The following is a 15,629-nucleotide window of genomic DNA, read 5'->3' as shown; positions in this document are numbered from 1 at the left end:
CGCGCCCTCTTCAAGTATTTTAGGCGGTTTGGTTCAGCCCTTGCGGATCACGTATATCTGAACGCCGTCGGTTTCTTCCGAAGACAAAAGCTGATGGCCTTGCTCTGCGCAGAAATGTGGCACGTCGACGATGGCGGCCGGATCGTCGGCGAAAAGGCGCATCATTCCTCCGGACGGCAATGCGCGCATCCGCTTGGCCGCCTTAAGGACGGGGAGTGGGCAAAGAAGCCCCGTAGCATCGAGTTCTTCATCAACATCCATGCCAGAGCGGTACGACGGGTGTTACAATTTGTCCACCGAGATGTGAGCACGCCTGCCCGTGACGCGGGCAGGCTGATCGCCTATGTGGAAAGCAGGCGGTAAGGAACAGACCTATGTTCGGGATCGACATTTTCGACGCAAGCCTTTTGCCCGCGCTCGCCATAGCGGTCGCGGCGGGTGTCCTCTCGTTCCTCAGCCCTTGTGTTCTGCCCATCGTGCCACCTTACCTTGCGTATATGGGCGGTATCTCAGTTTCGGAGATGCAGAAGGACGAGACCAGGTCGCGAAGGCGTGTGCTGGGCGCGGCCGCATTCTTTGTGCTGGGTCTCTCTACGGTGTTCCTGTTCCTTGGCTTCACCGCCAGCGCCTTTGGGCGGTTTTTCCTGTCGAACCAGGACTGGTTCGTCACCATCGCCGGTATCGTGATCATGGTGTTCGGCGCGCATTTCATCGGTGTGTTCCGGATCGGTTTCATGGACCGCGAGATGCGTCTGGATGCGGGAGACCGGGGAGGTTCGCTTTTCGGCGCATATGTTCTTGGACTTGCTTTCGCCTTCGGGTGGACGCCCTGCATCGGCCCGATCCTCGGGGCGATTCTGTCTATTGCCGCCTCGGAAGCAGATGTCGCACGCGGAACCACGCTTCTTGCCGGATATGCGCTGGGCCTTGGTATCCCGTTCATTCTGGTGGCCGCTTTCTTCCCGAAAATGACGGGCGTGATGAACTGGATGAAGCGCCATATGGACCGGATCGAACGCACCATGGGGCTTTTGCTCTGGACCGTTGGGCTTTTGATGCTGACGGGTAAGTTCACCGACTTCAGCTGGTGGTTGAATGAGAGATTCCCGGTGCTGCAGACCTTTGGATAAAGCGGAATTTCTGATTGTTTCTGTGTGTGCATTTCACCGTTGATCGTTAGAATCCAAAGTAAGAACAGGCTTCTCGGCCCCAGGATGATACGCTAGTCTCGCCGAATGTTCTCGAAGGGAAAGTCCAAGGTTGCGCGCCGCCGGGTATTCTATATCCCCGGCTACGATCCCCATCCGCCGCGCCGCTATCGAGAACTGTACCGGACCGAAAGCCGGAAACAGGCGAAGATCTCGGGCTACCGGATCGAGCAGAAGCCTGACCGGACGGATACCGGCTGGCGCGTGCGCGCGGACATGGAAGGCCAGCAGGTTCAGACGAAGATAGACGTCCTTGTTTGGCACGATCTGGTTCGCGCTTCGATGCGGGATGGAATTGCGCGGACCTATCTGGCCCTTGTGCGTACCGCCTGGATCTATCTTTCCACGGGAACATTGCGCCGCCTGTCCTGGCTGGCAAAGGGACCCGTTCTTGCGGCGCTTTACCCTGTGGGTATGTTGCTGGGTCAGCTTTTCCTCGCAGTTTTGTTCGCCAGCCTGATTGCTGGCACCGCCGGTTACCTGACCTTTCGGGGAGGCGAGTTTCTGACCGGCCTGATCGGTCTTTCGCCCGACACTTCCGGCTTTGTCTGGACGTTGGTCGGCGCCGTTGTCTTCTGGTCGTTGTTCCTGCCCGCGACGGTTGCCAGTCTGCGATGGTTCAAGTCGCATGATTATAAGACGTTCGCCTACTACCTTATGAACGACTATGCCTACACGGCGTCGCGCCGGGGCGCCTATCCCGACGAGATCGAGGCGCGTTTGCACGAATTCCGGTACCGGATCGAAGCGGCATTGCGCGAGGATATCGACGAGGTTCTGATCGTCGGACATTCCAGCGGCGCGCAACTCGCCGTTTCGGTTGTCGCCGACATTCTGAGACTGAAGCGCTTCCAGGGAACAGGGCCGGCCCTGTCGCTTCTGACCCTTGGACAGGTCATCCCGATGGTCAGCTTCCTGCCCGATGCGCGGCGCATCCGGCGCGACCTGCGTCTGTTGTCGACCGCCGAGGAAATCACCTGGATCGATGTGTCGGCTCCGGGAGACGGCTGCTCGTTTGCCCTTTCCGATCCGGTTTCGGTTTCCGGTGTCGCGCCGAAGCGCGGGCAGCAATGGCCTCTGATCCTGTCGGCGGCATTCTCGAAGACGCTCAAGCCGGAAACCTTCAAAGCTCTGAAGCGCCGTTATTTCCGCCTGCATTTTCAATATCTTTGCGCCTTCGACAACCCGGATGCCTATGACTATTTCCGTATCACCGCCGGTCCGCTGACGCTGGGAGCGCGGTTCCGGGGACGGCGCCCGTCCCGCAACCGGATCGACGTGCCGGCGTCGCGGTTCACCTCGACCGTGACATGATCCCGCCGAAGCCGGTGGGGCGTCCGCGCCGCGTCTCGCTCTGGCGGTACTGGCGGCTTTTCCGGCAGGATATCCTGTCGGCGCAACCCGATCACCTCTATCGCGCCAAGATGGCCGAGTTCCGGACGCCGTTCTTCCGGTCATTCCTTCTCAATGAGCCAGGCCTCGTGCGGGAAGTGCTGACCGGGCGGCCCGACGACTTTCCCAAATCGACGCGCGTGACGCGCGGGCTTGAGCCGCTTCTGGGCCAGTCGGTTTTTGTGACGAACGGAGACACCTGGAAGCGTCAGCGCCGGATCATCGATCCGGCTTTCGAGGGAGGTCGCATTCGCAACGCTTTCCCCAAGATGCTCGCGGCGGCCGAGGCGGCGGCCGAGCGCATCGGTCCCGGTTTGCTGGATGTCGAAGCGATGGCCAGCCATGCGACGGCCGACGTGATCTTTCGCACGCTTTTCTCGATCCCGATCGACAACGCGCTCGCCGCCGACACCTATGACGGGTTCCGCGCTTTTCAGCGAGTGCAGCCCGTTGCGACGGGCGCTGCACTTGTACCGTGGCTGCCGGTTCGTCATCCGAAGCCCGCGAGAGAGGCAGCAATACGTCTGCGCGGCTTGATTTCGGAGTTGGTCGCAACCCGGCAGCGGGAGATCGAGGCCGGGACCGCGCCGGATGATCTGGCCACACGCATCATGACGGCCACGGCCACCGAAACCGGTGAAGGCTTTTCCGGGACAGAGATGATCGACCAGGTGGCGATTTTCTTTCTTGCGGGTCACGAGACCAGCGCGGCGCTGTTGGGCTGGGCGCTGTGGTGCCTTGCGGCAGCCCCGGAGTGGGCCGAGGAAGTTGCGCGGGAGGCGGCGGAGTTTCTGGTTGAACCGGACTTCGGCCAGTTGTCGTCCATGCCGGCGACGCGCAATGTTCTGCGCGAGACGCTGCGGCTTTACCCGCCCGTGCCCATGATGGTGCGTGAGGCCACACGCCAAGAGACATTCCGCAGGAGAAGCGTGCCTGTCGGCTCGCAGATCGTCATCTCGCCCTGGCATTTGGGGCGGCACGAAGAGCAATGGCATAACCCCGACGCGTTCGATCCCGCCCGTTGGGAGACAGAGACCGCGAAAAAGGCCGCGCGCGAAGCATACCTGCCGTACTCGGCCGGGCCGCGCGTTTGTCCGGGCGCGGGGTTCGCGATGGCCGAGGGCGCTGTCCTGCTGGCCAGCCTTATGGCGCGGTTCAGGTTCGAGGTAACCGATCGCCCGGTTCCGGTGGCCCATCTGACGTTGCGGTCGCGGGACGGGATCAGGCTGCGGGTCGAGCGGCGCTGAGCGGCGCTTTACCGGTTCTGGATGTGTCGAAGGACGTAGAGCCGGATCGCCGAGGCCAACCCGGTCTCTGTGCCGCGCGCCTCGTCGATCTCGGCGGCGAGATCGTTGATCGGACGACCCTTTTCCGACGCGATCTGGCGGAAGGCCTGCCAGAATTCCTCTTCCAGAGAGACGCTTGTGCGATGGCCGCGCAGCGTAAGGGAATGTTTGACGGGCCGCCCCATCAGTCCTCGCGGCGATGGCCGTCGAGATCGGAGCGGGCCTTGTCGGCCTTCGCCTGCTCCAATGTCTTTTCAGCCTTCGTCCGTCCGAACTTGGCGGCATTCGCATCCGCGCGGGCCTTTTTCGTGGCCCGCGCCTTTGCCTTGCGCGCCTTGTTCAGATTGACGATGTCGCTCATTTCGGCCCGATCATGTCCTCTGGCCGCACGATCCGGTCGAAGGTTTCGCCATCGACGAAACCGAGCGCGATGGCTTCTTCGCGAAGCGTGGTGCCGTTCTTGTGCGCGGTCTTGGCGACCTTGGTGGCGTTGTCATAGCCGATGGTGGGCGCGAGAGCTGTGACCAGCATGAGGCTCTCGCGCATCAGCTGACCGATCCGCTCCTCGTTGGCCTTGGTGCCTTCGAGCATCCGGAGCGTGAAGCTGTCTGCGGCGTCTCCCAGAAGCTGCATGGATTGCAGCAGGTTGTAGGCCATCATCGGGTTGTAGACGTTGAGCTCGAAATGGCCCTGGCTGCCAGCGAAGGCGATCGCGGCGTCGTTGCCGAGGATATGGGCGCAGACCTGGGTCATCGCCTCGGCCTGGGTCGGGTTGACCTTGCCGGGCATGATCGAGGAGCCGGGTTCGTTCTCGGGCAGGATCAGTTCGCCAAGGCCCGAGCGCGGGCCGGAACCGAGAAAGCGCATGTCGTTGGCGATCTTGTAGCAGGCCATGGCGGCCGTCTTGACCGCGCCCGACATGAAGACCATCGCGTCATGGGCTGCCAGCGCCTCGAACTTGTTGGGCGCCGTGATGAAGGGTAGGCCGGCAATGCGCGCCATGTTGGCGGCAACCGTTTCACCCCAGCCGACAGGCGAGTTGAGGCCCGTGCCCACCGCCGTGCCGCCCTGGGCCAGTTCATAGATGCCGGGAAGCGCCAGTTTGATCCGCTCGATCCCGTTTCGCACCTGCTTGGCGTAGCCCGAGAACTCCTGACCGAGCGTCAGCGGGGTGGCGTCCTGCGTATGGGTGCGGCCGATCTTGATGATATCCTTGAATTCCTCGGATTTGGCTTCGAGGCCTGCCGCCAGTTTCTCCAGTCCCGGGAGCAGTACGTCGCGGACCGTGGTCGCGGCGGCGATGTGCATCGCGGTCGGGAAAGTGTCGTTAGAGGACTGGCCCATGTTGCAATGGTCATTCGGGTGCACAGGGTCCTTGGAGCCGATGACGCCGCCCAGAATCTCGATGGCGCGGTTCGAGATCACCTCGTTGGCGTTCATGTTCGATTGGGTGCCCGAGCCGGTTTGCCAGACCACCAGCGGGAAGTGGTCGTCGAGTTTGCCCGCAACCACTTCGGATGCCGCCTCAATGATCGCGTCTGCGATACGTGCATCGAGCGCTCCGCGGGCCTTGTTGGCTTCGGCGCAGGCCTGCTTGATCACGCCAAGCGCGCGGATGATCGCCACGGGCTGCTTTTCCCATCCGATGGGGAAGTTCATCAGGCTGCGCTGGGTCTGAGCGCCCCAGTAGCGGTCGGCCTGAACTTCAAGCGGGCCAAAGCTGTCGGTTTCTGTACGGGTCTCGGTCATGAAAAAGCTCTCCTCGCGGCTGGCGTGGAGAGCTATAGGCAAGAGGCGGCGGTATGACAATTGCGCCAAATGCTCTCATGTGGTGTCCCGGACGCTTGCGGAGGGGACGCTAGGCCATTCGGCGCAGAACGGCAGAGGCGAAACGGGGATCTTCGTCGAGAACGCTGTCGAGACGTTTCTTCATCTCATCGAAGCGTTCGCCATAGAAATAGAACAGAGTTCGGTCGGCACGCCGCGCCCAGCCGAGACTTACCGCCCGGTCCTCGATGGCGCTGCGGCAGGCCTGGACCAGTTCCTTGCGGGTGTTCGCATCGGGGGTAATGTCTGTTCCGATCGACAACTCAAGACCCTCGGTCACACCGAAGATGACGGGGTCTCCCGGCGTTTCGGACAGCCGGACCGATGAGCCATAGGGCGCGCTGAGTTGTTCCAGCATCCGCGCGACGGTTTCAAGGGCGTTGCGCGACGAATTGGTCAGGCCGACGAATATGTCGAGGCCTTCGATTCCGTCTTCGTGTACGCGGCGCGGCTTGAAGCCGGTGACCGTTCCCAGTCCTGCGGCTGCAAGTTGCTGGGTGAACGGCGTGATGAAGGTCTTTTCCGCGTCGCGATGACCAAGCCGCACAGGCAGGTGGATTTCGGCCAACATCACCTGAAGAGCCGCACCTTTCTTGAATTTCAGGTCGCGAAAGAACACTGCTGCCTCCGTCATCGTTTGCACCGATACTGGCGTTCAAATGTGGCAAAACCCGGGGCAGGGCGTGGCGGTACTAGGGCTGATACGCGCAGCGGGGTTTCGCCGGGCGGATCAGATCGTCAAGCATCCACGAGATATCCTCGATCTCTTCCGCGATGACATGGGTGACGCCGCTTTCCCGCTGTACCCGGCCCGTGACCTTCAGCGCACGTCCCGCGATGACGGCGCGACGGAAGCGTTCGTACATCTTGCGCCAGACGATCACGTTGGAAATGCCGGTTTCATCCTCGAGCGTGATGAAGATGACGCCCTTGGCCGTGCCCGGTCGCTGGCGCACCAGGACCAGTCCCGCCACCGCGATCCGCGCGCCATTCGGAGGCAAAGCAAGCAGGGAGTGCGGCAGGCAGGCCGGGGGGCGCGGCCAATCGGGGGGGCGAAGCTGGGATTCCATGAGAACAAATATAGAACATTTGCCAGATCATGCAAAGTTGTTTCGCCTTGCGTGCGGGAAGGGGTGGCCCATCGGCAAGACCGATACTAGTTAGGTCGGCGAAGAGTAAACGGAGCGATCATGGCGAAGATCACGTATATCGAGCATGGCGGCAAAGAGCATGTCGTCGAGGTGGCCAACGGCCTGACAGTAATGGAAGGTGCGCGCGACAACGGCATCCCGGGAATCGAGGCTGACTGCGGTGGCGCCTGCGCCTGTTCGACCTGCCATGTCTATGTCCATCCGGATTGGTTCGACAGATTGCCGGAAGTCGAGGCAATGGAAGAGGATATGCTGGATTTTGCCTTTCAGCCCGATCCCAAGCGCTCGCGCCTGACTTGCCAACTGAAAGTCACCGACGCACTTGACGGCCTCGTGGTTCAGATGCCCGAGAAGCAGATTTGATGCTGCGACTTGTGGCCTGCCTGAGCGTTCTGGCCTGGCCAGTTGCTGCAGAAGGTGTGGCGTCCGCACGCTACGAAGAACCGACGTCCCGATATGCACACGGGATCCTCGGGGATGCCGTGGAATGGGGCGCGCTGATCATGGAGGCCGCCTCGGGGCAGGTCTTTAGGGTCAGGTTGCCAGAAACGCGGGTGTTCGAGGATACGGAACCGCGACTGGTGGACGTCGATGGTGACGGGGATAGCGAGGTGATCGCGGTCGAGACGGATGTCACGCTGGGCGCCCGGCTGTCCGTTTATGATACCGAAGGTCTTGTGGCCGCAAACGACTTCATTGGACGAACGAACCGATGGCTGGCTCCTGTCGGTCTGGGGGCGGCCGATCTGGACGGAGACGGGGAGGTCGAATTTGCTTATGTCGACCGCCCGCACCTTGCCAAGACTTTGCTGATCCTGCGCCGCGACGGAAAGACCTTGCGGATTGTCGCGTCGCTGGAAGGGGTTACCAACCACCGTATCGGAGAAACGGACATCGCTGGGGGCATTCGCGAGTGCGGTCAGGGTCCGGAAATGATCGTCGCCACCGCGGATTGGTCGGAGGTGCTTGCTGTAAAGTTCGATGGCGCGTCTTTCGCGACGCAGGTCCTTGCGCCACATGAAGGCCGCGAGACATTCGCGAAGGCGATGGCCTGCCGGATCTGACGGCATCTGATCCAGTGTGCTGCGCAAAAAAATAGCGGCGGCACCAGGGAGGAGGAAGGTGCCGCCGCCGTTTTCAGACGCCCAAGGGAGGAGGAGGGCCTCTGTATCGGGTGACCGGTCCTGCGGACCCGGTCCTTGTTACGTGCGGCAGCACCAGGGAGGAGGAAGGTGCCGCCGCTCTAATCAAAGACCCAAGGGAGGAGGAGGGCCTTTGAAAATGTTGGATCGAACTTCGTGAAGCTCTGACCCGATTTACGTGCGGCGACACCAGGGAGGAGGAAGGTGCCGCCGCTCTTGTCAGGAAACCCAAGGGAGGAGGATGGGTTGCCCGATCAGAATTCTGTTACCCGCCGTATGCGGCGCGGTAGGCGATCGAACGCACAGAGTGGCGCGAGATGCCAAGATCAGTGAGTTCGCGATCCGTCATCGACTGGAGTTCCTCAAGTGTCCTGCGGTACGTGCGGTACTGCGCGAAACGGGCGGAAACGCCGCTGATATAGCCGCCAATGCTATTGTTGATGGCGGGGCGAACATTGTTTACTTCGTCAAACGTACTCATTGCATTTGTCCTTCGTGGCTCAAGAAGCCCTGTTGACTGCTTCGATCTTCAAGATAGGGCTTTGCTGCAGATGCACAATGGACAGCTAAGCAATGCTGCTATGCAGCAAGAGCATGGTTAAAAACGGATAATGTTAGCAGAGTGCACGTGTTTTGGGCAAATGCGCTTCCCGGACTTGCCATTGGCGGATTGCCGCCTCAATTAGTGGCCGGTAGGTGGCAAAGGGGTCAGAAAATGACGATTTCACGCGAACGTGTCCTTGACAGGCTGAAGTCGGTCGACTGCCCCGGAGGCGGTGATCTGGTGTCGCGCGATTTGGTGCGGGCCATACAGATAGAGGGCTCTACGGTCCGATTCGTGATCGAAGCCGAAAGCGCGGACGCGGCGAGATTGCTTGAAGCTGCGCGGAGCCAAGCCGAGGCAGCTGTGCGCGCGCTGGAGGGCGTTGAGCATGTTTCGGCGGTTCTCACCGCGCATGGGCCAGCGCCGGCAGCGCCGAAACCGCCGTCTCTGAAAATTGGCGGCCATCCGAAGCCGCAGGACGGGGGGCCGAAACCCGTGTCCGGCGTCGACCGGATCATCGCCATTGGCTCCGGCAAGGGGGGCGTCGGGAAATCCACAGTGTCGTCCAACCTTGCGGTCGCACTGGCAAGGGAAGGGCGGCGCGTCGGGTTGCTGGACGCCGACATCTACGGACCGAGCCAGCCGGTCATGATGGGGGTAAACAAACGCCCGGCGTCTCCGGATGGAAAGACGATCATTCCCCTGCACGCCCATGGCGTGACGCTGATGTCGATCGGATTCATGGTTGATCCGGCAAAGGCCGTGGTCTGGCGCGGTCCGATGCTGATGGGAGCGCTTCAGCAGATGCTGGGTCAGGTCCAATGGGGCGATCTGGATGTGCTACTGATCGATCTGCCGCCCGGTACCGGTGACGTGCAGCTGACGCTTTGCCAGAAGACGCAGGTCACAGGGGCCATCGTGGTATCCACGCCCCAGGACGTGGCGCTACTGGATGCGCGCAAGGCCATCGATATGTTCGGCAACCTTCAGACGCCGGTTCTGGGTCTAATCGAGAATATGTCCACTTACGTTTGCCCCAATTGCGGCCACGAAGAGCATCTGTTCGGCCATGGTGGCGTCAAGGCGGAGGCGGATCGGTTGGGGGTGCCGTTCCTGGGGGAGATCCCCTTGTCGCTTGATGTGCGCATCGCCGGGGACTCCGGTGAGCCAGTCGTGCTGAAGGGCGGGCCGGTGGCGGATGCCTATACGAACCTTGCCAAGCGCCTGATCGGCGGGGGAATGAGTTAGAGACTTTGGTTTCGGCGCCGGCTCTTTCCCGGGGCCGATCTTGATCTGAGTCCGCATAGACGAATGAAGGAGGAGCGCCCTTTCGGAAGCGGCGCTTCTGCGATGTCGATGAACCGGCGCGCACCGGACCTGATCAGATAAAGCCCCAGAGATCGGCGTCCTCGATATTGGCGGATGCCTCGACATTGGCGAGGTCCATCCTGCTGTCGACGAAGGCCACTTCTTCGATCCCCGTGATCAAGAGTCCGATGCAGGCGAGGGCATCCTCGAAGGAAGCGCCCGCGCTCACGGCATCCTCGACTGCGCTGCGACTATCGGATGTCAGAGCAAGATACAGGATGTCATGGCCATGGCCTCCGTCGAAAATGTCGAGATCGTCGTCGGTTGCCGCTCCGCCGATCAGTTCGTTTTCGGCAAAGAGAAAGATGTCGCTGCCCTTGCCACCGAAAAGCATGTCGCTGCCAAGGCCGTCGACCAGGACATCATCCCCATTGCCACCGTATATCTCGTCATCGCCATTTCCGCCGGCGAGAAAGTCGTCTCCCTTGCCCCCGTCGAGCACATCGCCGCCGCTGCCGCCTGCGACAATGTCATTGCCGTTGCCGCCCGACATTGTGTCGTTACCCCGACCGCCGATGCCGACATCGTTTCCTTGCATGAGACTTACGGTATCGTCGTCGGACGCCGCGAGCACGAGGTCGTCGGAATCCGTACCGTTGATGTGATCCGCGCCGAAGCTGCCGAAGGTCACTGTGTGAGTCAGGTTTGCCGCCTGGAACATTCCCCAGATGGCGTGCCCAGCGTCTGTCAGGTGCACCTCGTCGAAGAAGGCAACCTGGTCGGGGTCAAAGCCCGAGGCGACAGGATCACCGTTCATGTCGATGAGGACAGAGTCGGCCAGTGGCGCGACGAACCCGAAGGTCGATGGATCGAGAAGGATCTCGGTGCTCATCGCTTCGAGATCGACGATGCGAATGTCGGCACCTTGCGCTGCCAGCCCTGCGACGGCCGCCTCAAGCGCCTGGTTCTGCATCGCGAAGCCTTGGCGGGACAGGTCTTGCAGAACGGGAGGCAGTTGTTCGATGAACGGGAAGAAATCGGCAGGGGGCAGGGTATTGATCAGAACCGTGCCGACGCCGCTTTGGAGAAGTGTCATCGCTGCCGTGATCGTCGACGTCACGACGTTCTGAATCAGGGTCACCGCTTCAAGATACGTCTTGTATGGGTCGTTCGTTGTCGGCGCGAAGTTCCGGTAGTCGTTGGCGCCGATGAGGATCGACGCCGTCAGGCTCGACAGGTCCTGGCCAGCGGTGTCGGCAAGAAACCTTTCGACCTGGGCCGCGAGGTTGATGTCATAGTCGAAGAGGGACTCGTCCTTGACGTCGTATTCGAGGCCACTCTCCTGGACATATCGCTCTAAGGTCTGGGATCCGACGGCTTCGGCGCCGCCGAAGGCGTAGTTGCTGTAGCTGGTCGCGCCAAGAGCGTCGGCGGCAACCTGTGCGTAGGTGTCCCCGTTGGTGAATTTCTGAGCATAACCGTAAGTCAGCGGCGGATATGCCGTGTGCAGTGTTTCCGACGTCAGGTCGTAGGTGTTTCCGTCATCGGTCAGGCTGTCTCCGAAGTACACAAGTTCAAATTGATCGTTCAGTCCCATCGGGCACCTCCTTTCGCGAGCGAGCCGCCTGTCATCGGGCGGTCGGCAGCATCCCTTGTCGCGAGTATCGGCGCACTTGCGGGAAGTCCGAGGTCATTCGGATTTCCTCTCCACGCCGGGCGCTTGCCTGGTGGGCCGGACAATCGTGCACTTTCGGATTGTCAGCCGGGACCGTCGGGATCGTCGCCACCGGATGAAACGGGGAACCTGGGGAACCGCCATGACCGATCGCGGCACCGACCCGCCGGCGCCGGGGGCGGTGGCTGTCAGGCACGCAGACGTTTATCTGAGGAGCGCCTCCTGAACGTCGGTGCCAATCCTTGCCGTCAAGGCGCCGTTGATGTTCGTTTGGAGATCGTAGCGCCGGACCATCAGCACTTCCCCGGATTCGGCGCGCGCCACGGTGATCGAGCCACGGGCCGTTTCGCCTTCGCAGGTCACGCTGCGTCCGACAAGGAGGAGGCTCTCGTATCGCCCGGCATCCTGCCCTTGTGGGAGCGTCAGAAGGACCGCTGCGCCAGGCACCGCGAGGAGAGCGTCCTGGCTGGCGCGCTCGAACGAACGCACAGTGGCGCTGTCGCGGCATCCGGTCGTATCGGAGGCGAGTGGCTGGAGCATGAAGACCGGACCGTCGTTCCGGCTGAACCAGCCGAGATAGAAGCCGACAGTGAGAAGAACCACGATGGCCGTCGCGGCCATCGATGCGGCGTATCCTGTCCAGGGGCCAGCCTGGCTGCGGGCGATGCCGACGGGCGCTCCTGGTCCCGCCGGTTCGGTCTTTGGGAGAGGCGTCTCCGCTTCCGAGCTCTGCTCGGATACCGCGATGGCCTTGGCCCGCATCCGGTCGCGCAGATCCCGGATGGAGGCTTCGGGGAGAACGTCGAGATCGCGGCCGAGCGCGATTTCGTACCTGTCGTAGATGTCGAGCACGCGCCGGGCACTTCCGTTTGCCCCGAAGAATACCAGGGCCTCCCGGACAATGTCGGTGTTTGTCGGCTCGATGCTCAGCGCTCTTTGGAAGACCGTTTCAAACCGTGCAGCGTCTTCGTTGCGGGCCGCGTCCGTCAGCGCCTGCAGGCTGGTCGCCAGAAAGGCGTCACGGGATGTGGCGCGACGGCTGCGGAGGAATTCGTCGAAAGTCTCCGAGACTTCGGGAAATCGCTCCAGAAGATTGCCCTTGTAGAGTTCGATCGCGCGCAGCCGGTCGGGCGATTCGCCGGAGCGGGCGAGGCGTTCGAATAAGTGGAGATCAATGTCCTCGTCGGTGAGCTGAAGGCGGATGGCGTCCTTTGTTGCCGCAAGGCTTCCTGCCAGCTGGGGCGAAAGCTGAGAACGCAGTTTCAGAAGTGACATCCGAAGACGCTGTCGCCCGCTTGCGGGATCGGCATCGGGCCAGAGAAGCGTGGCAAGGTATTCCCGCGACAAGGTTTCGCCAGGAGCCAGGGCCAGCGCCACGAAAAGCGCGGCGGCGTAGGTGCCGGAGATGCCGTTCGCGTCGGGACCGAGCTGCACCTCGCTTCCCGTCAGAAGCCTGACCGGAGGAACGGTCAAAGGCCAGCCTTCGAGAGCAGCTCGAATTCGAGGCTTTGCATTTGCTGATCCTTGATGGCCGGATGTGACACCCAGTTCGATGCGGAGAAGTCCGGCGCTCTGGCACGGATTCTTTGTGCCACGGCGCGCGCGTCCTCAAGGCGGCCTGCAGCGGAATAGGCAACCGCAAGTTCGACCATCTGAACGAGGGTTTCCTCCTCTGGCGGAGCGTCCTGTTCGAGGATCGCGATTGCGGCCTCGATATCGCCTGTCTGACGGAGGGCGCGGGCCTTGATCCAACGATAGAACAGGGGATGGCCGGGGCTGAGGGTCATGGCCCGGTCGATGGCGGCGATCGCTTTGCGCGGCTCTCCGGTGAAGGTGTAGGTGTGTGCCAAAACGGCCCAGACGTCGGCCGAGCCCGGAAGCAGGCTGGATGCCGTTTCACCCGCCTTGACCGCCGCGTCCCATGTGCCTTCGAGTAGAAGCAACAGGCCTTCGATTGCCTTGCTCATCCCGTTTTCGGCGTCGTGGCGCATGATGACATCGAGGTGGTTCCGGGCTTCCTGGATCGACGCCGCCGGATCGTCGGCCAGCCCGAAGCGCACCTCGAGAAGGGCATGCCAGACAACGCCGCGACGGGCGCTGATGTAATCGGGGTCGATTCGGAGGGCGGTTCGGTAGGACTCGTATGCATCTTCGAGCTTGCTGGGAGTAAGCTGTATGAGTTCGCTCACGCCTTTCACGGCAAAAAGCCAAGCTTCCAGGTTTTCGGTATCCTCGAGATACTGGATGCGGTTTCGTTCCGCCGAGCTGATATCGATCTCGAGCCCCTGCAGGATACGAAGGGTGATGTCGTCCTGAAGCTGGAAGGCCTCGGTCACCGGGCTGGTAAACCGGTTCTGCCAGATGTCGTGCCCTGTTTCGGCATCGAAGCAGGTGACGAAGACCCGGACGCTTCCCGCATCGTGTTCGACCGCGCCGGAAATCAAGTAGCGCACGCCCAGTTCGGCGGCGTATTCGGCCGCATTGATTGCATCGAAATCGTCCGCGTTGGCTGGCACGGTGACGACGAACAGGTCCCGGGCTGCCACTGTGTAGAGGCCGTAGGTGACGCCAACGGTTACGCCTCCGGCGAGGTTTCTTTCGACTTGACTGTCGTTCGCGGCGCGGAATGGGCGGACGGCGATGCTTGGCGCGTCGACCTGATGACCGAGCAGGTTCGCCCGCATCCACGCGCGGAAGTCACGCGATACGGTAAACGTCCCGAAGACAAGGGCCGTTCCAAGCCCGAGGCCAAGCGCCAGCGTAATGAATGACCGCCTCCAGGAGCCTTTTCGCGCCGGTTGCGATGGGGTGGTTTCAGGCCGGGTATTCGACGCAGGTGCACCGCCGCCTGAGGTGTCGAAGCTGGCGTAGAGCCTGCGCTTCTCGTTCAATTGCTGCACTTCGACAGGGCGCGCACGAGACATGGCTCGGCCGATCGCGGCATCGGCGACAATCGCGGCCTCCTGCCGCCACGTCGCAAGCTGCTCGTCGAATTTCGGAGATATGCCTGCAAGGTTCTCGAGGAGCGGTCCACGGCAAAGATCAACCACCTCGGCGATCTCGAAATCGCTTCCTGCCGCGATGTCCTGCATTCTGCTGAAGTCGATCCTTAGCGCATCCTTGTCGAAGCGCACGCTGTGAGAGTCGGCCACGAGAATCTCGCTGGCCCGCTGACCGAGCGTCTTGCGGAGCGCGAACAGCGCCTGGCGCAGATTCTGGCGCGCGGATTGCGGCGCTGAACCCGGCCAAAGGAGAAGCGCGAGTTCCTCGCGTGGAACCGGTCGACCGGAGATGATCAGCATGACCAGAAGGGCGATCTGTTTGGCCCCCAACTCGCGCATCAGCTCGCGCCCTTCGAAGGGAAGGGTAAGGTCGCCATACAGACGCCATACTTCTTGATGTGATCCGCTCAACCCGTCGTCCCCTGCATGCCCGCTGCGGATACATAAGAGAATAGTAATGACTCGTGGCCAAGCAAAGAAACATGAATTTCCGCGATTAAAAACGGAACTTGACGCCGATGACGGTTTTTGACGCGTCAATTGACGCCGTCAGAACGCCGTCAGAAACGACCGTGAAACGCATTTTGTGTAATAATTTCATAAAGTTGTAGATTGGAGGGTGATATGCGGAATCCGATACAGGCACTGGATGAGGTCTGCCGGGTATGTGCCGGTGGAGAGCCGATGCCGGAAGAGTTGAGGGACTGGCTGGCGCAATCGCTGGAGCGTTTCCTGGAAAATGGCTGCAAGACGCTGAACGAGGCTTTTGGCATTCGTCAGGACCACGGGGGAATCCCGTGGTGGCGCGAACGCGCCATCAGGGTGCGCGACGAGGCCCTGCGCGATCTGGCGCGCGCTCATTTGCCGGAAGGCAGCGTATCGCAAAGGGCGCGTCAGATTGCGCGGCTTTCGGAGCGCTATGCCGGGACGAACTGGCCGCGGGACAGAGAGCTCGAAGACATGCCGGCGCGCTATTCAGGGCAACCGCTTCATTATCTTTGGCTGGCATTCAGGAGCGGTGCGAAGATGCCGGTGTCGCAGCGGCACCTGCGGACACTCCTTGGCGATTTGTGACGCCGCAGTTCGGGGCGGGG

General features: G+C 61.7%; 17 protein-coding genes. 7 read left to right on the top strand and 10 right to left on the bottom strand.

Features of this window, described 5'->3' with window-relative positions; translation table 11 throughout:
* Positions 1–33 precede the first annotated feature (33 nt).
* Complete coding sequence (locus tag ACKLNI_RS15375) at positions 34–261, bottom strand: sulfurtransferase TusA family protein (RefSeq protein WP_413719966.1); 228 nt, start codon at positions 259–261, stop codon at positions 34–36.
* Positions 262–374: 113 nt separating this feature from the next.
* On the opposite strand from ACKLNI_RS15375, the gene ACKLNI_RS15370 reads away from it, so the two are divergent.
* The 3 genes from ACKLNI_RS15370 (at position 375) to ACKLNI_RS15360 (ending at position 3,847) form a co-directional block, all read left to right on the top strand.
* On the top strand, positions 375–1,130 hold the full coding sequence (locus ACKLNI_RS15370) for a cytochrome c biogenesis CcdA family protein (protein WP_413719965.1): 756 nt from the start codon (positions 375–377) through the stop codon (positions 1,128–1,130).
* 105 nt (positions 1,131–1,235) lie between these two features.
* Positions 1,236–2,522 carry a hypothetical protein gene (locus ACKLNI_RS15365; RefSeq protein ID WP_413719964.1) on the top strand — a complete coding sequence of 429 codons (1,287 nt, stop codon included), beginning with the start codon at positions 1,236–1,238 and terminating at the stop codon, positions 2,520–2,522.
* Positions 2,519–3,847, top strand: a complete 1,329-nt coding sequence (locus tag ACKLNI_RS15360; RefSeq protein ID WP_413719963.1) for a cytochrome P450 — start codon at positions 2,519–2,521, stop codon at positions 3,845–3,847. The genes ACKLNI_RS15365 and ACKLNI_RS15360 overlap by 4 nt, the downstream gene beginning before the upstream one ends.
* 8 nt (positions 3,848–3,855) lie before the next feature.
* Here ACKLNI_RS15360 and ACKLNI_RS15355 read toward each other — a convergent pair whose 3' ends face one another.
* From ACKLNI_RS15355 to ACKLNI_RS15335, 5 genes are all read right to left on the bottom strand, one after another.
* Positions 3,856–4,074: a ribbon-helix-helix domain-containing protein gene (locus tag ACKLNI_RS15355; protein ID WP_413720068.1), complete on the bottom strand. Its 219-nt coding sequence runs from the start codon at positions 4,072–4,074 to the stop codon at positions 3,856–3,858.
* The gene (locus tag ACKLNI_RS15350; RefSeq protein ID WP_413719962.1) at positions 4,071–4,247 is read right to left on the bottom strand and encodes a DUF4169 family protein; all 177 of its coding nucleotides are present in this window, start codon (positions 4,245–4,247) and stop codon (positions 4,071–4,073) included. Before ACKLNI_RS15350 ends, ACKLNI_RS15355 begins: the two co-directional genes overlap by 4 nt.
* Positions 4,244–5,635, bottom strand: coding sequence for a class II fumarate hydratase (gene fumC, locus ACKLNI_RS15345; protein WP_413719961.1), 1,392 nt, complete (start codon positions 5,633–5,635; stop codon positions 4,244–4,246). Before fumC ends, ACKLNI_RS15350 begins: the two co-directional genes overlap by 4 nt.
* A 109-nt stretch (positions 5,636–5,744) precedes the next feature.
* Positions 5,745–6,347 (bottom strand): hypothetical protein, encoded by a 603-nt coding sequence (locus tag ACKLNI_RS15340; RefSeq protein WP_413719960.1) that lies wholly within the window; start codon positions 6,345–6,347, stop codon positions 5,745–5,747.
* Between the two features lie 58 nt (positions 6,348–6,405).
* Positions 6,406–6,783 (bottom strand): OB-fold nucleic acid binding domain-containing protein, encoded by a 378-nt coding sequence (locus ACKLNI_RS15335; protein WP_413719959.1) that lies wholly within the window; start codon positions 6,781–6,783, stop codon positions 6,406–6,408.
* Positions 6,784–6,903: 120 nt separating this feature from the next.
* Here ACKLNI_RS15335 and ACKLNI_RS15330 point away from each other — a divergent pair, with 120 nt between their 5' ends.
* Positions 6,904–7,227 carry a 2Fe-2S iron-sulfur cluster-binding protein gene (locus tag ACKLNI_RS15330; RefSeq protein WP_413719958.1) on the top strand — a complete coding sequence of 108 codons (324 nt, stop codon included), beginning with the start codon at positions 6,904–6,906 and terminating at the stop codon, positions 7,225–7,227.
* On the top strand, positions 7,227–7,928 hold the full coding sequence (locus ACKLNI_RS15325) for an FG-GAP repeat domain-containing protein (RefSeq protein WP_413719957.1): 702 nt from the start codon (positions 7,227–7,229) through the stop codon (positions 7,926–7,928). The genes ACKLNI_RS15330 and ACKLNI_RS15325 overlap by 1 nt, the downstream gene beginning before the upstream one ends.
* Positions 7,929–8,271: 343 nt before the next feature.
* Here ACKLNI_RS15325 and ACKLNI_RS15320 read toward each other — a convergent pair whose 3' ends face one another.
* Positions 8,272–8,487 carry a DUF1127 domain-containing protein gene (locus tag ACKLNI_RS15320; protein WP_413719956.1) on the bottom strand — a complete coding sequence of 72 codons (216 nt, stop codon included), beginning with the start codon at positions 8,485–8,487 and terminating at the stop codon, positions 8,272–8,274.
* 234 nt (positions 8,488–8,721) lie between these two features.
* Between ACKLNI_RS15320 and ACKLNI_RS15315 the strand changes: the two genes are divergently transcribed.
* Entirely contained in the window at positions 8,722–9,798 is a 1,077-nt protein-coding gene (locus tag ACKLNI_RS15315) for an Mrp/NBP35 family ATP-binding protein (RefSeq protein WP_413719955.1), read from the top strand.
* Between the two features lie 133 nt (positions 9,799–9,931).
* Here the strand turns inward: ACKLNI_RS15315 and ACKLNI_RS15310 are convergent, their stop codons facing one another.
* The 3 genes from ACKLNI_RS15310 to ACKLNI_RS15300 all read right to left on the bottom strand — a co-directional run bounded on the left by ACKLNI_RS15310 (position 9,932) and on the right by ACKLNI_RS15300 (position 14,946).
* Positions 9,932–11,455, bottom strand: a complete 1,524-nt coding sequence (locus ACKLNI_RS15310) for an SGNH/GDSL hydrolase family protein (RefSeq protein WP_413719954.1) — start codon at positions 11,453–11,455, stop codon at positions 9,932–9,934.
* Between the two features lie 282 nt (positions 11,456–11,737).
* Positions 11,738–13,006, bottom strand: a complete 1,269-nt coding sequence (locus ACKLNI_RS15305) for an AfsR/SARP family transcriptional regulator (protein WP_413719953.1) — start codon at positions 13,004–13,006, stop codon at positions 11,738–11,740.
* Positions 13,003–14,946 carry a hypothetical protein gene (locus ACKLNI_RS15300; RefSeq protein ID WP_413719952.1) on the bottom strand — a complete coding sequence of 648 codons (1,944 nt, stop codon included), beginning with the start codon at positions 14,944–14,946 and terminating at the stop codon, positions 13,003–13,005. The genes ACKLNI_RS15305 and ACKLNI_RS15300 overlap by 4 nt, the downstream gene beginning before the upstream one ends.
* Positions 14,947–15,159: 213 nt before the next feature.
* Here ACKLNI_RS15300 and ACKLNI_RS15295 point away from each other — a divergent pair, with 213 nt between their 5' ends.
* The gene (locus ACKLNI_RS15295) at positions 15,160–15,609 is read left to right on the top strand and encodes a hypothetical protein (protein WP_413719951.1); all 450 of its coding nucleotides are present in this window, start codon (positions 15,160–15,162) and stop codon (positions 15,607–15,609) included.
* The last annotated feature ends 20 nt before the right edge of the window (positions 15,610–15,629 follow it).

It is taken from the genome of Silicimonas lutimaris, from assembly GCF_047314965.1.
Taxonomy (GTDB): domain Bacteria; phylum Pseudomonadota; class Alphaproteobacteria; order Rhodobacterales; family Rhodobacteraceae; genus JAVJUV01.
The sequence above is the reverse complement of the archived record's forward strand: the minus strand, read 5'-3'. Positions and strand labels throughout refer to the sequence as shown.

Coding starts and splice junctions, on each gene's coding strand:
- ACKLNI_RS15365 (WP_413719964.1), top strand. CDS start 1,236: ATGTTCTCGAAGGGAAAGTCCAAGGTTGCGCGCCGCCGGGTATTCTAT.
- ACKLNI_RS15370 (WP_413719965.1), top strand. CDS start 375: ATGTTCGGGATCGACATTTTCGACGCAAGCCTTTTGCCCGCGCTCGCC.
- ACKLNI_RS15360 (WP_413719963.1), top strand. CDS start 2,519: ATGATCCCGCCGAAGCCGGTGGGGCGTCCGCGCCGCGTCTCGCTCTGG.
- ACKLNI_RS15375 (WP_413719966.1), bottom strand. CDS start 261: ATGGATGTTGATGAAGAACTCGATGCTACGGGGCTTCTTTGCCCACTC.
- ACKLNI_RS15310 (WP_413719954.1), bottom strand. CDS start 11,455: ATGGGACTGAACGATCAATTTGAACTTGTGTACTTCGGAGACAGCCTG.
- ACKLNI_RS15340 (WP_413719960.1), bottom strand. CDS start 6,347: ATGACGGAGGCAGCAGTGTTCTTTCGCGACCTGAAATTCAAGAAAGGT.
- ACKLNI_RS15325 (WP_413719957.1), top strand. CDS start 7,227: ATGCTGCGACTTGTGGCCTGCCTGAGCGTTCTGGCCTGGCCAGTTGCT.
- ACKLNI_RS15330 (WP_413719958.1), top strand. CDS start 6,904: ATGGCGAAGATCACGTATATCGAGCATGGCGGCAAAGAGCATGTCGTC.
- ACKLNI_RS15295 (WP_413719951.1), top strand. CDS start 15,160: ATGCGGAATCCGATACAGGCACTGGATGAGGTCTGCCGGGTATGTGCC.
- ACKLNI_RS15335 (WP_413719959.1), bottom strand. CDS start 6,783: ATGGAATCCCAGCTTCGCCCCCCCGATTGGCCGCGCCCCCCGGCCTGC.
- ACKLNI_RS15350 (WP_413719962.1), bottom strand. CDS start 4,247: ATGAGCGACATCGTCAATCTGAACAAGGCGCGCAAGGCAAAGGCGCGG.
- ACKLNI_RS15320 (WP_413719956.1), bottom strand. CDS start 8,487: ATGAGTACGTTTGACGAAGTAAACAATGTTCGCCCCGCCATCAACAAT.
- fumC (WP_413719961.1), bottom strand. CDS start 5,635: ATGACCGAGACCCGTACAGAAACCGACAGCTTTGGCCCGCTTGAAGTT.
- ACKLNI_RS15315 (WP_413719955.1), top strand. CDS start 8,722: ATGACGATTTCACGCGAACGTGTCCTTGACAGGCTGAAGTCGGTCGAC.